The organism is Streptomyces bambusae, assembly GCF_020532645.1.
Taxonomy (GTDB): domain Bacteria; phylum Actinomycetota; class Actinomycetes; order Streptomycetales; family Streptomycetaceae; genus Streptomyces; species Streptomyces bambusae.
The window spans coordinates 40970-54702 of sequence record NZ_JAJAUZ010000051.1; the positions used below are offsets into that span (position 1 = coordinate 40970).

12 protein-coding genes and 1 riboswitch are annotated in these 13733 nt (G+C 70.9%); of the genes, 1 reads left to right on the forward strand and 11 read right to left on the reverse strand.

The annotated features are described in order from the left end of the window. Nucleotides 1–22 precede the first annotated feature (22 nt). Nucleotides 23–2908 carry an aminomethyl-transferring glycine dehydrogenase gene (gene gcvP, locus LG634_RS28275; RefSeq protein ID WP_226737716.1) on the reverse strand — a complete coding sequence of 962 codons (2886 nt, stop codon included), beginning with the start codon at nt 2906–2908 and terminating at the stop codon, nt 23–25. A 196-nt stretch (nt 2909–3104) separates the two neighbouring features. After that, a riboswitch (glycine riboswitch) is annotated at nt 3105–3214 on the reverse strand. 114 nt (nt 3215–3328) lie between these two features. Between gcvP and LG634_RS28280 the strand changes: the two genes are divergently transcribed. Next, entirely contained in the window at nt 3329–3709 is a 381-nt protein-coding gene (locus LG634_RS28280) for a PRC-barrel domain-containing protein (RefSeq protein WP_226737718.1), read from the forward strand. Here LG634_RS28280 and LG634_RS28285 read toward each other — a convergent pair. The 10 genes from LG634_RS28285 to clsA all read right to left on the reverse strand — a co-directional run bounded on the left by LG634_RS28285 (nt 3622) and on the right by clsA (nt 13632). Beyond that, nucleotides 3622–5067: a DNA polymerase IV gene (locus LG634_RS28285; RefSeq protein ID WP_226737720.1), complete on the reverse strand. Its 1446-nt coding sequence runs from the start codon at nt 5065–5067 to the stop codon at nt 3622–3624. The genes LG634_RS28280 and LG634_RS28285 overlap by 88 nt on opposite strands. A 70-nt stretch (nt 5068–5137) precedes the next feature. After that, complete coding sequence (locus LG634_RS28290) at nt 5138–5797, reverse strand: MerR family transcriptional regulator (protein WP_226737722.1); 660 nt, start codon at nt 5795–5797, stop codon at nt 5138–5140. A gap of 186 nt (nt 5798–5983) precedes the next feature. After that, nucleotides 5984–6457, reverse strand: a complete 474-nt coding sequence (locus LG634_RS28295; RefSeq protein ID WP_226737724.1) for a bifunctional nuclease family protein — start codon at nt 6455–6457, stop codon at nt 5984–5986. A gap of 53 nt (nt 6458–6510) precedes the next feature. Then, the gene (gene ftsR, locus LG634_RS28300; RefSeq protein WP_226737726.1) at nt 6511–7257 is read right to left on the reverse strand and encodes a transcriptional regulator FtsR; all 747 of its coding nucleotides are present in this window, start codon (nt 7255–7257) and stop codon (nt 6511–6513) included. 42 nt (nt 7258–7299) lie between these two features. Then, nucleotides 7300–8235, reverse strand: coding sequence for an FHA domain-containing protein (locus LG634_RS28305; protein WP_226737736.1), 936 nt, complete (start codon nt 8233–8235; stop codon nt 7300–7302). A gap of 82 nt (nt 8236–8317) precedes the next feature. Then, nucleotides 8318–9130 (reverse strand): DUF881 domain-containing protein, encoded by an 813-nt coding sequence (locus tag LG634_RS28310; protein WP_226737728.1) that lies wholly within the window; start codon nt 9128–9130, stop codon nt 8318–8320. Between the two features lie 5 nt (nt 9131–9135). Beyond that, nucleotides 9136–9468: a small basic family protein gene (locus tag LG634_RS28315; protein WP_003970459.1), complete on the reverse strand. Its 333-nt coding sequence runs from the start codon at nt 9466–9468 to the stop codon at nt 9136–9138. Then, the gene (locus LG634_RS28320) at nt 9465–10358 is read right to left on the reverse strand and encodes a DUF881 domain-containing protein (protein ID WP_226737730.1); all 894 of its coding nucleotides are present in this window, start codon (nt 10356–10358) and stop codon (nt 9465–9467) included. Before LG634_RS28320 ends, LG634_RS28315 begins: the two co-directional genes overlap by 4 nt. Nucleotides 10359–10433: 75 nt before the next feature. Continuing rightward, nucleotides 10434–12929 carry a mannose-1-phosphate guanyltransferase gene (locus LG634_RS28325; RefSeq protein ID WP_226737732.1) on the reverse strand — a complete coding sequence of 832 codons (2496 nt, stop codon included), beginning with the start codon at nt 12927–12929 and terminating at the stop codon, nt 10434–10436. A 94-nt stretch (nt 12930–13023) separates the two neighbouring features. Then, the gene (clsA, locus tag LG634_RS28330; protein ID WP_226737734.1) at nt 13024–13632 is read right to left on the reverse strand and encodes a cardiolipin synthase ClsA; all 609 of its coding nucleotides are present in this window, start codon (nt 13630–13632) and stop codon (nt 13024–13026) included. Nucleotides 13633–13733 lie beyond the last annotated feature (101 nt).

Here is a 13733-nt window from a genome sequence, read left to right on the forward strand (position 1 = left end):
TCGGCCGTCACTGCGTCACCGGTCAGGCGTCGTACTCGTCCAGGGGCGGGCAGGAGCAGACCAGGTTGCGGTCGCCGAAGGCACCGTCGATGCGGCGCACCGGCGGCCAGTACTTGTCCGCGGCGGACACGCCGGCCGGGAAGACGGCCTCGTCGCGGGTGTACGGGTGGTTCCACTCGCCGCCCAGCGCCGCCGCGGTGTGCGGGGCGTTGTGCAGCGGGTTGTCGTCCGCCGGCCATTCGCCGGAGGAGACCCGCTCGATCTCGGCGCGGATCGCGATCATGGCGTCGCAGAACCGGTCCAGCTCGATGAGGTCCTCGGACTCGGTGGGCTCGATCATCAGCGTGCCGGCCACCGGGAAGGACATCGTCGGCGCGTGGAAGCCGTAGTCGATCAGGCGCTTGGCGATGTCGTCCACACTGACGCCGGTCGCCTTCGACAGCGGGCGCAGGTCGATGATGCACTCGTGCGCGACCAGGCCGCCCGGACCGGTGTAGAGGACCGGGAAGTGCGGCTCCAGGCGCTTGGCGATGTAGTTGGCGCCGAGCACGGCCACCTGGGTGGCGCGCTTGAGGCCCTCGCCGCCCATCAGGCGCACGTACGACCAGGAGATCGGCAGAATGCCCGCGGAGCCCCAGGGAGCGGCCGAGATCGGGCCCACGCCGGTCTCCGGGCCCGCGGTGGGCTGCAGCGGGTGGTTCGGCAGGTACGGCGCGAGGTGCGCGCGCACCGCGACCGGGCCGACGCCCGGGCCGCCGCCGCCGTGCGGGATGCAGAACGTCTTGTGCAGGTTCAGGTGCGAGACGTCGCCGCCGAAGTGACCCGGCTTGGCGAGGCCGACCAGGGCGTTGAGGTTGGCGCCGTCGACGTAGACCTGGCCGCCGGCGTCGTGCACCTGGGCGCAGATGTCCGCGACGTGCTCCTCGAACACACCGTGCGTGGACGGGTAGGTGATCATCAGCACGGCGAGCTCGTCGCGGTACTGCTCGATCTTGGCACGCAGGTCGTCCGCGTCCACCTCGCCGTCGTCGGCGGTCTTGACGACGACGACCTTCATGCCGGCCATCACGGCGCTGGCGGCGTTGGTGCCGTGTGCCGAGGACGGGATCAGGCAGATGGTGCGCTGGGTGTCGCCGTTGGCGCGGTGGTAGGCGCGGACGGCCAGCAGACCGGCCAGCTCGCCCTGCGAACCGGCGTTCGGCTGGATGGAGACCTTGTCGTAGCCGGTGACCTCGGAGAGACGTTCCTCCAGCTCGGTGATCAGCGTGACGTAGCCCTGCGCCTGCTCGACCGGGGCGAAGGGGTGCAGCTGACCGAACTCGGGCCAGGTGACCGGCTCCATCTCGGTGGTCGCGTTGAGCTTCATGGTGCAGGAGCCCAGCGGGATCATGCCGCGGTCCAGCGCGTAGTCGCGGTCCGAGAGCTTGCGCAGGTAGCGCAGCATCGCGGTCTCGGAGCGGTGCTGGTGGAAGACCGGGTGGGTCAGGTACTCGTCGGAGCGCAGCAGGCCGGCCGGCAGGGCGTCGGCGACGGTCTCGTCGAGCGCCGCGATGTCGGCGGTCACGCCGAAGGCGGCCCAGACGGCCTCGATGTCGGCCCGCAGGGTGGTCTCGTCCACCGAGGCGGAGACGAGGTCGGCGTCGACGCGGTACAGGTTTACCCCGCGCTCGGCGGCCGCGGCGACGACCTCGGCGGCCCGGCCGGGGACGCGCGCGGTCAGGGTGTCGAAGAACACGTCGTGGACCAGCTCGACCCCGCCGGCCGTCAGGCCCGCGGCGAGGATGCCCGCGTAGCGGTGGGTGCGGCGGGCGATCGTCTTCAGGCCCTCGGGCCCGTGGTAGACGGCGTACATGCCGGCCATGACGGCGAGCAGCACCTGCGCGGTACAGATGTTGCTGGTGGCCTTCTCACGGCGGATGTGCTGCTCACGGGTCTGCAGCGCCAGGCGGTACGCCTTGTTGCCGTCGGCGTCGACGGAGACGCCCACGAGGCGGCCCGGCAGCGAGCGGGCGTGCTTGTCCTGGACGGCCATGTAGCCGGCGTGCGGACCGCCGAAGCCCATCGGGACACCGAAGCGCTGGGTGGTGCCGACGGCGATGTCGGCGCCCAGCTCGCCCGGAGAGGTGAGCAGGGTGAGCGCGAGCAGGTCGGCGGCGACGGTGACGACCGCGCCCAGCTCGTGCGCGCGGTCGATCAGCGGCTTGATGTCGCGGACCGCACCGGAGGCACCCGGGTACTGGATCAGCACGCCGAAGACGCCGCGCTCGGCGACCTCGGCCGGGATGCCCTCGGACAGGTCGGCGACGACGACCTCGACCCCCGTGGGCTCGGCGCGGGTCTCGATGACCGCGATGGTCTGCGGCAGCGCGTCGGCGTCGACGAGGAAGACCCCGCCCTTGACCTTGCCGACCCGGCGGGCCAGCGTCATGGCCTCCGCGGCCGCGGTGCCCTCGTCCAGCAGCGAGGCGCCGGAGGTGGGCAGGCCGGTGAGGTCGGCGACGACGGTCTGGAAGTTGAGGAGCGCCTCCAGGCGGCCCTGCGAGATCTCCGGCTGGTACGGCGTGTACGCGGTGTACCAGGCCGGGTTCTCCATGACGTTGCGCAGGATCACCGGCGGGGTGAAGGTGCCGTAGTAGCCCAGGCCGATCATGGAGCTCATGACCTTGTTGCGCGACGCGAGCGCGCGCAGCTCGGCGAGGACCTCGGCCTCGGTACGGGCGGCGGGGAGGCCCAGGGCCTCGGCGCTCTTGATCACGTCCGGAACCGCGGCGGCGGTCAGTTCGTCCAGGGAGCCGTAGCCGACCTGGGCGAGCATCTTCGCCTGCGCCTCGGCATCCGGGCCGATGTGGCGCTGTTCGAAGGGGATGCCACTCTCAAGCTGGTCGAGCGGAATGCGGTGGGCGGTCATTGCGGAGGCCTCCTGGTCTCGCGACCTACGAGGGGTGCCACGGCGCGGGCACCCGGACGGCCTCCCCCTCTGTCATCTCAACCTGAGAGCTTCACCGGGTCTCCTGGGGGTTGCCCGTGGAGTCCCGGCTTTCACCGTCGGTGAGGAGGGGTTCCGGCACACCGGTCCGACGCCCGCCCCTGCTTTCCAGAGTGGCCTCGTCCGTGCGGTACGTCTGCCTGAGAGATTCCGGGGAGGATTTGCTCCTTCGGCGCCGACGAGGGGCTCTGGAGGAGCTCGCTCGACGGACTCTCCCGCACAGGGTCATCAGCCGGAAACCAGACTACCAGCGAGGCTGCTGGGAACTCCCTCGAGTGGCCCCCTCTCCGAATATGCACTTTCGTAGACATCACGGAGGAGTTGCGACCAAATGGAGGGACCGTGCAGACCGACATCGATCCGCGCAGCCTGATCGGCCGCAAGGCGTTCGACCGCAACGGCACCAAGATCGGCACGATCGACGAGGTGTACCTGGACGACGCGACCGGCACCCCGGAGTGGGCGGCGGTCCGCACCGGCCTCTTCGGCCGGGACGCCTTCGTCCCCCTGGAGCCCAGCGAGCTGGTCGGGGACACCCTGCGGATCCCCTACGAACGGGCCCTCATCAAGGACGCCCCCGATTTCGGCGTCGGCCGCCACCTCTCCCCGGAACAGGAGCTGCAGCTCTACCACCACTACGGGCTCGATGTGGCCCTGCCCGGTGACATCGCCGCCCCGCCCCCGGACCGCGACTTCGGCCGGCTGAGCACCGACGAGGCCTGACCCACCAGCGGCAGCGGCTCCGCCGGCTCCAGGTCGGGATCGTCCACCGGGAAGGTGCGCACCCGGCCCGGAGCCGGGCTGCCGGGCTCCTCGAACCGCACGGTCACCCGGCCCACCCCGCTGCCCTGCACCCAGCCCGCCCCGTACACGGCGTGGCGGACATCACTCCCGGCCGCCCAGCGGCGCCCGGCCGGCGGAGCGTCCGCGGCCGCCTCCGCCGGTTCGGCGGCCGGGGTGCTTCCGGAGGCCGCGGCGCCGTCCGCGGCCTCCCCGGCCGCTTCCTCCGCCGCCGCCTGCGCGAACAGGTCCTCCTGCGTGTAGTCGGCGAGCCCCGACACACCGACGCCCAGCAGCCGCACCCCGCCGGTGGTGTCCACGGCGTCCAGCAGCCGGGCCGCCGCCTCCCGGACCACGCCCGGGTCGTCGGTGGGACCCCGCAGGGTTTCGGAGCGGGTCAGGGTGGAGAAGTCGTACCGCCGCACCTTGAGCACGATGGTCCGGCCGGAGTGCCCGGAGGCCCGCAGCCGTCCGACGCACCGTTCGGCGAGCCGCTGCACCTCGGTCCGGATCCGCACCCGGTCGTGCAGGTCCACGTCGAAGGTGTCCTCCACGGAGACCGACTTCGCGTCCCGCTCGGCCACCACCGGCCGCTCGTCCAGCCCGAGCGCCATCCGGTGCAGGGCCACCCCGTGGGCGCGCCCCAGCAGCCGTACGAGCTCGTCCTCGCCTGCCTCGGCCAGATCGCCCACGGTGGTCATCCCGGCCCGCCGCAGGTGCTCCCCGGTGGCCGGCCCGACCCCGGGCAGGGTCCGCACGGTCATCGGGGCGAGCAGGTCCCGCTCGGTGCCCGGCGCGATGACGACGAGCCCGTCGGGCTTGGCCTCCTCGGAGGCGATCTTGGCGAGCATCTTGGAGCCGGCCAGCCCGACCGACCCGCTCAGCCCGGTGGCCGCCCGGATGTCGGCCCGCAGCCGGAGCGCGACCGCCCGGGCCGCCTCCGTCCCGTCCGCGGCCCCGCCGGCCTCCAGGTCGACGAACGCCTCGTCCAGGCTCAGCGGCTCCACCAGCGGTGACAGTGCCTGCAGCAGCGCCATCACCTGCTCGCTGACCGCCCGGTACAGGTGGAAGCGGGGCACGAGGTACGCGCCGTTCGGGCACAGCCGCCGGGCCTGCGCCATCGGCATCGCCGAGTGCACGCCGAAGCGCCGGGCCTCGTACGAGGCGGTGGCGACCACGCCGCGCGGCCCGAGCCCGCCGACGATCACGGGCTTTCCGCGCAGGCTGGGCTTCGCCGCCTGTTCGACGGCGGCGAAGAACGCATCCATGTCGAGATGCAGGATCGTCGGCGCGGCTCTCACATCTCCGATGCTGCCCTACGCCACTGACAGCGCGCCCGTCCGGCACCCCGCGCCGGGCCGGGCGCCCCGGTCAGACCGCGCGGTTGCGCCGCCGGGCCAGCTCGTCCGCCGGGTTGTGGCCGATCAGCGTCTCGCCGGTGTCGATCCGCTCGCCGTGCAGCTGCGACAGCGCGTTCTCCACATCGCGCCGGACCACTCCGACCGCGATGCCGAAGACGCCCTGGCCGCCCTGGAGCAGGTCGACGACCTCGTCCGGCGAGGTGCACTCGTACACGGTGGCGCCGTCGCTCATCAGCGTCATGCGCTCCAGGTCGGCGAAGCCGCGGTCGCGCAGGTGCTGGACCGCGGTCCGGATGTTCTGCAGCGCGACGCCGGTGTCCAGGAACCGCTTCACGATCTTGAGAACGACCACGTCGTGGAAGCTGTAGAGGCGCTGGGTCCCCGAGCCGTACGCGGGCCGGACGCTGGGCTCGACCAGCCCGGTGCGGGCCCAGTAGTCCAGCTGCCGGTACGTGATGCCGGCGGCGGCGCAGGCCGTCGGCCCGCGGTAGCCGATCGACGCGGACGCCGGGTCGGCGTTGACCACGTGCGGAGCTCCGGTAGGGGCGGCCGCCGGCTCCGGCTGGCGGCGCCCCGCGCCGACCGCCGTGCCGTGCAGCGGATACGGACCGCTCTCCCCCGGACTGCGTGCGGGGATGCCCCCGGTCGTACCGTCGCCGCTGATTCTCACGCCGACCCTCCGTCCTTGACCTGCCATCTCGACGGTAGGCAGTCACCAGGGGTGCGTCAACGATCGCCACACTCGGCACGCCGAGTGATAATCACCCTGAGAGTGGTTTCCCGTTCCCCTCCGTGGGGAAAGGCTACTCGAATGACTTGAGCATTCCTTGAGGGAAAGCGGGGACGCGGCCGGTCCTCACTGGCTGCCGGTGCCGAAGTCCTCGGGCGAGATCTGGTCGAGGAACTCGCGGAACTTCTCCACTTCGTCCTCCTGCTCGTCGGGAATCGCAATGCCGGCGTCGTCCAGCACGCCGTCGCTGCCGTAGATCGGCGTACCCGTGCGCAGGGCCAGTGCTATCGCGTCCGACGGCCGGGCGCTGACCTCCACGCCGCTGGCGAAGACGAGCTCCGCGTAGAAGACGCCCTCCCGCAGGTCCGTGATGCGCACCTCGGTGAGCTCCTCGCCCACCGCCTCCAGCACGTCCTTGAAGAGGTCATGGGTCAGCGGCCTGGCAGGGGCCATGCCCTGCTGGGCGAAGGCGATCGCGGTCGCCTCTCCAGGACCGATCCAGATGGGGAGGTAGCGATCGCCTCCCACTTCGCGCAGGAGCACGATCGGTTGGTTGGAGGGCATTTCCACCCGGACACCCACAACGTCGAGCTCGTTCACACAGCAACCCTAGGACCTGCCCGGCCGGTTTGGGTAGTCGGGGTTCTCCGCCGTCAGCGGATCCGTACTCCGAGGGCGGTCTGGACCAGCGCTTCGTGCAGGCGTACGGAGAGCCCGGCGAGCTCCTTGAGGGTGGCTTCGGCATGCGCCCGGGTCTGCGGGTTGCGGTGCCGCCGCAGCGGTGCCACCACCTGCTCCACCAGCCCGGCTTCGCGGTCGGCGGCCGCCTTCATGGCCCGCAGGTGCCTCGGTTCGAGCCCGAACCGGCCGAGGTCGCAGAGCAGCCGGGCCACGGTGACGGCCTCGGCGTCGTAGCCGCCGCCTTCCGTCTCGGCGATCAGCCCGTACTCCTCCCACTCGGCGAGCTGCGCCGCGTCCACCTCGGCGGCTGCGAGCAGCTCGGACCGCCCTACCCTGGCGACGGTGGGCCGCTCGGGGTCGGCAGGACCGTCGGGTACGGGGGTCGCGTCGCCCTGCGGGGAGGGCGACGGGATGCGCGCCTGCTCGCCGCGTGCGAGGGCGTCCAGGTGCTCCCGGATGACCTTCAGCGGCAGGTAGTGGTCGCGCTGGAGGCGCAGGATGCGGGCGAGCCGCTCGACGTCCTGCGCGGTGAACTTGCGGTATCCCGAGGGCGTGCGGCGGGGCTCGACCAGCCCTTCGGCCTCGAGGAACCGGATCTTGGAGATGGTGACTTCGGGGAACTCGTCGCGCAGCTGGTTGAGCACCGTGCCGATGCTCATCAGCCGCCCGGCCGAGCCGGCGGTGCCGTTTCCGGCACCGCCCGTCGGTGTCAGCAGCATGGACCTTCCCAGGGATGCCCCCGGACCCGGTCCGGGGGAGGGTCAGATGCCTCGCTGGCTCGCATAGAAGACCAGTCGGTACTTGCCGATCTGCACCTCGTCACCGCTGTTGAGCGCGACCGACTCGATCGGCTCGCGGTTGACGTAGGTGCCGTTGAGGCTGCCGACGTCGGCGACGGTGAAACCGCCGTCCTGGCTCCTGCGGAACTCGACGTGCCGCCGGGAGACGGTGACGTCGTCCAGGAAGATGTCGCTCTGCGGGTGCCGGCCGGCCGTGGTCAGCTCACCGTCCAGGAGGAAGCGGCTGCCCGAGTTCGGACCGCGGCGGACGACGAGGAGGGCCGAGCCCGGAGGCAGTGCCTCCACCGCGGCCTGCGCCTCCGGCGAGAGCGACGGCAGGGCGTGCTGCCCCGTCATCTCGGCCTCGTAGGCCTCCAGGCCGGAGATCGAGATCGTCGACGTGGTCTCCGAGGCGCGCTCCGGCGTCAGACCCGGCCGCAGCGGTGCCCCGCAGTGGGAGCAGAAGCGGCTGTCCGCGCCATTGCGGTGCCCGCACCTGCTGCACACCTGCACGGCCGACATGGACGGCTCCTCGCGCCGCGGCTGCCCCGCGGAGGCATTGGTTGCATACGGGTCGGCGGAAAACCCTCCACCCGTACCTGAGGTTGATGGTTCTCCGAAACCTATGCGGCCGGACGCGGCAGGGTCAACAGACGACGCGCCCTGTGCGCCCGTGTTGTCACCCGCCACTTCGTCGCGGAACAGCGGGCGTCCGCCCTGCGCTTCTTCCTCTGCGTGCCGCGAGGCACGGTGCTTGGCCGCGCTGTCCTCGCGGGCCTTCTTGCCGAACAACTTCTCAAACAACTTCACGGGCGATTCCCCTTGACCGAAACAGACCCGCCCGTGGGGCAGGACGAACCCTGAATGCACACACCTGCCGACCCGGACATTCTCACAACGTCCGTAACCACCAGACAGTTTCCACCACGCACCGCTCGTTCGGTGCGCCGACCCCCCGCAAGCAGCCGCGCGCGTGAGGCCCTCCCGTCACTGCTCCGCGTCATGACGAGGACGACCGAGCGTAGTCAGGCTGCTTCGCCGCCCGCAAGGCGTCGACGACGATCTTCGTCGAGCGTACGACCTCCGCGGTGGCCTGCTCCTTCTCCAGCGTCTGGATGACGCCGCCGGGGATGTTCAGCGCAGGTTCGAGGTCCTGGGGCCTGCCGATGACCTTGAACTCGTACGGCTGTGTGATCTTCTTGCCGTCCACGCCCACGCCCCCGTCCTCGTCGGAGAAGTACGTTCCGGCAACCACACGGACCCCGTTGACCTGGATCGCCTCGGCGCCCGCGGCCCGCAGCTCCTGGATCGCGTCCAGCAGCATGTCCGACTCGACGAGGTGCTTGGGGTCGGAGACCGTCAGCGTGATGCCGGGGCCTTCGGCCGCCACCGTACCCGCCAGGATGCCGAGTTGGCGCTCCTTCTCGACGGTCTGCTTGCGCGCCTCCTCGGCCTGGTCGGAGCTGTTCTCCAGCTCCTTGCGCTGGTCCTCCAGGCGCTGCTTCTCGTCCTCCAGCCGCTCGGTGCGGCCGTCGAGCTCGTCGAGGATGCGTACCAGGTCCTCCTGGCGGGCGCCGCGCAGGGCGCTGCTGTCGCTGTTGGAGCGGACCTGGATGGCCAGGCCGAGGCCCAGGACGAACAGCAGCAGCGCGACGATCAGTTGGGCCCGGGTGACGCGCGGCGGCCACAGGCCGGCGGCCAGCCGCTGCCGGCCGGTCATGGCGGGGGCCGTCGGCCCTGGCTGCGGCCCGGGGGCCCCGGCGTCGGCCGGCCGGGGCGCCGGGGGCTCCTGCGGGGTGTTCTCGTCGCTCATCGGCCTCACGCCCTGAACACGTGCCGGCGGATGGCCGCGGCGTTGGAGAAGATGCGGATGCCGAGGACGACGACCACACCGGTGGAGAGCTGGGCGCCGACGCCGAGCTTGTCGCCGAGGAACACGATGAGCGCGGCCACCACGACGTTCGACAGGAACGACACGACGAAGACCTTGTCGACGAAGATCCCGTCGAGCATGGCGCGCAGGCCTCCGAAGACGGCGTCGAGAGCCGCCACCACGGCGATCGGCAGGTAGGGCTCGACCACGGCCGGCACCTCGGGCCGCACCAGTAGTCCGACCACCACTCCGACCACCAGGCCCAGTACCGCGATCACGATGCACCCTTCTTCGGCTCTGCTGTACGAACGATCAGGCTCGACGCGGCGGGCAGCCGGACGTCGTCCTCGGCGGAGATGCTGTAGCGGATCCCGTAGTTCTCCTGCAGCACGTGGAGGTACTGGCCGTCCACGCTGTCCTGGAACTCGGTGCCGAGCCGGTTCTTCGCCCCCACCGCCAGCACCTCGTACGGCGGCACCAGCGGCTTGTTGTCGACCAGTATGGCGTCACCCGCGGCTCTGATGGCCGACAGCGAGGTGAGGCGCTGGCCGTTGATCGAGACGGCTTCCGCCCCGGCCTGCCACAGTCCGTTGACGATGCGCTGCATGTCGCGGTCGCGGACCCGCCCGGTGTCGGAGAACCCGGAGCTTTCGCGCGGTCCGCCGCCGCCGGTGTCGGCCTCCTTGGCGTCGTTCACGACGAGTCTGACGCCCGGGCCGCGCACTTCGGTGGCTCCGGAGAGCAGCGCGACGAGTTCGCCCTGGTCGCCGCCGTGCTGTTTGAGGGCTTCGCGCTGCCGGTCGGCGACGTCGGTGCGCAGCCGCTCGATTTCCTCCTCCAGGGTGTCGGCCGCGGCTCCGGCCCGTTCCACCCGGTCGATCAGTTCCTCGCGCTCCTTGGCCAGCACCGGGGCCTCTATGCGCGCCTGCGCTGCCCCGAGGGTCACCACCATCGCGGCGAGCACCAGGCCGCCGGCCAGCGCGAGCTTCGCCTTGAGGGTCCGGGGCAGCCCGGCGTCTCCGGCTGCCGCGCGGCGGGCCGCGGCCTCGGCGTATCCCTCGTCGAGGCTGTGGTCCATCACGTGCGTCAGCAGCGACATGGACGCGTCCGGGCGTGCCGGCGGCGCCGCCGGGGTCCGGTGGGGGGACGGCTGCGACATGCGGCACATCGTCGCATGTCGGGTGCGCGGGCAACGAATGGGCCCGGGGCCCACGGGATTCCTCCCGCGGACCCCGGGCCGGGTTCAGCGTCCGGCGCCGTCCACGACGGTCGACCACTCGTCGAGCAGTGCCTGGGCGGAGGCGCCGTCGGGGCCCTCGGCCCACAGGTGGGTGACGGCTTCCGCCGGGTCGGGCAGCACCAGCGCCCACCGGCCGTCAGCCTCCACCACCCGCACCCCGTCGGTGGTGTCCACGTGCCGTGCTCCGGCCGCCTCGACCACCCGGCGCATCACGAGGCCCTTGACGGCCCACGGGGTCGCGAGATCGCGCTTGAGCACGTGGGCCCGCGGTATCCGGGCGTCGATCTGGCTCAGGGTGAGCTGGGTCCGCGCGACCACACCGATCAGCCGGACGAACGCCGCGGCCCCGTCGAAGACGCTGCTGAACTCGGGGATGATGAATCCGCCGCGGCCGTCGCCACCGAAGATCGTCGAGTCGGCGGCGCCGACCCGGGTGAGGTCGTCGGGCGAGGTGGTCGTCCACTCCACCTGGGTGCCGTGGTACGCGGCGACCTGCTCGGCGATCCGGGTCGTGGTCACGGGCAGCGCGACCTTGCCGCTGCGGCGCTCGGCGGCGACGAGGTCGAGGAGCACCAGCAGCGCCCGGTCGTCCTCGATGATCCGTCCGCGTTCGTCGACGAGTGAGATCCGTTCGCCGACGGGGTCGAAGCGGACGCCGAACGCGGCCCGGGCGGAGGCCACGATCTCGCCGAGCCGGACCAGCCCGGCGCGGCGGGATTCCGCGGTCTCGGTGGGCCGGGATTCGTCGAGTCCCGGGTTGATGGTCAGGGCGTCGACCCCGAGCCGCCCCAGCAGGCTGGGCAGCACCAGGCCGGCGCTGCCGTTGGAGGCGTCCACCACGACCTTGAGCTGGGAGTCCGCGATCCCGCTGGTGTTGACCCGCCGCAGCAGCGACCCGGTGTACGAGTCGAAGACGCTGGAGGGGAACTGCAGGTCGCCGATCTCGCCGGGGAAGGCCCGCCGGTACTCCTGGCGCGCGTACACGCGGTCCAGCTTCCGCTGGCCGGCCTGGGACAGGTCGGCTCCGGTCGCGTCGAAGAACATGATGTCGACGGAGTCCGGGACTCCGGGAGAGGTCCGCAGCATGATCCCGCCGGCGCTGCCCCGCGCGGTCTGCTGGCGGGCCACCGGCAGCGGTACGTTCTCCAGGTCGCGCACGTCGATCGCACTGGCCTGGAGCGCGGAGATCACCGCCCGTTTGAGTGCACGCGCACCGCGCGAGTGGTCACGCGCAGTGGTGACGGTGGCGCCCTTCTTGAGGGTGGTGGCGTAGGCGCCTGCCAGCCGGACGGCGAGCTCCGGGGTGATCTCCACGTTGAGGATCCCGGAGACCCCGCGCGCGCCGAACAGGTGCGCCTGGCCGCGGGACTCCCAGATGACGGAGGTGTTGACGAACGCGCCGGCCTCGATCGTCTTGAAGGGGTAGACCCGGACGTTGCCCTGGACGATCGATTCTTCACCGACCAGGCACTCGTCGCCGATGACGGCCCCGTCCTCGATCCGGGCGGCCCGCATGATGTCGGTGTTCTTGCCGATGACGCAGCCGCGGAGGTTGCTGTGCGGCCCGATGTACACGTTGTCGTGGACGACGGCCCGGTGAAGGAAGGCGCCGCTCTTGACGACGACGTTGGACCCGACGACGGTGTGTTCGCGCACCTCCGCCCCGGCTTCGACCTTGGCGTAGTCGCCGATGTACAGCGGCCCGCGGAGCACGGCGTCGGGGTGCACCTCGGCGCCTTCGGCGATCCAGACCCCGGGAGAGATCTCGAAGCCGTCCATCTCGACCTGGACCTTGCCCTCGAGGACGTCGGCCTGGGCCTTCACGTAGCTCTCGTGGGTGCCCACGTCCTCCCAGTAGCCCTCGGCCACGTACCCGTAGATGGGCCGGCCTTCCTTCATGAGCTGCGGGAACACGTCTCCGGACCAGTCGACCGGCACGTCCGGGTCGACGTAGTCGAAGACCTCGGGCTCCATCACGTAGATGCCGGTGTTGACGGTGTCGGAGAACACCTGGCCCCAGGTCGGCTTCTCGAGGAAGCGTTCGACCTGGCCTTCCTCGTCAACGATGGTGATGCCGAATTCGAGCGGGTTGGGGACCCGGGTGAGGCAGACCGTGACGAGCGCACCCTTCGCCTTGTGGAAGGCGATGAGATCGCTCAGGTCGAAGTCGGTCAGCGCATCGCCGGAGATCACCAGGAACGCGTCGTCCTTGAGGGCCTCCTCGGCGTTTTTCACGCTGCCAGCGGTCCCGAGTGGCTTTTCCTCGTTGGCGTAGGTGAGCTCCATGCCGAGTTCTTCGCCGTCACCGAAGTAGTTCTTGACCAGGGAGGCCAGGAACTGGACGGTGACGACGGTCTCGGTGAGCCCGTGCCGCTTGAGCAGCCTGAGCACGTGCTCCATGATCGGCCGGTTGGCCACCGGCAGGAGCGGCTTGGGCATGCTCGAGGTCATGGGGCGAAGGCGGGTGCCCTCGCCTCCGGCCATCACGACGGCCTTCATGTCGGAAGGATCCTCCTTGAAGAGACGACGGTCCAGCCGATGTCACCCGCCGGACACGGACCCCCCGCCGCTCCCCCGCGACATTGCGGCGAGCTCAATCGGCCGCGGTATCCGCCTTTACGAGTCGGCGGACCTGCACCACGTACAGGATCCCTGCCCACCAATAGAGGGTTGTACCCCATCCAGCGAACGCCCATCCGAAAACAGACGCAAGCCAGCCGAGCCAGCCGTCTTGATCACTGAGAAGGAGCAGCGGGAACGCGTACATCAGGTTGAAGGTCGCGGCCTTGCCCAGGAAGTTCACCTGCGGCGGCGGATAGCCGTGCCGGCGCAGGATCCCCACCATCACCAGGAGCATCAGTTCCCGGGCGAACAGGGCGGCGGTGAGCCACAGCGGGAGGATTTCCCGCCAGGTCAGTCCGATGAGCGTGGAGACGATGTACAGCCGGTCGGCGGCCGGATCCAGCAGTCGGCCGAGGCTGCTGATCTGGTTCCAGCGCCGGGCCAGCTTGCCGTCGAGGTAGTCGCTGATGCCGCTGAGCATGAGCACGAGCAGCGCCCAGCCGTCACTGTTGGGCCCGCCGAACACCGGCCGCAGGATGAGCCAGAGGAACAGGGGTACGCCAACCAGGCGAGCCATGCTCAGGATGTTCGGGATGGTGAGGATTCGGTCCGTCTGGACCCGAGTCTCCTGGACCTCCACCCGGGGGCCTCCACTGTTGAAACGTGCGAACGACCCTCTGACCCTACAGGAGAACATCTGTGCCCTGAACGCAGAAAAGCCCTGCACCGTAACCCGGTGCA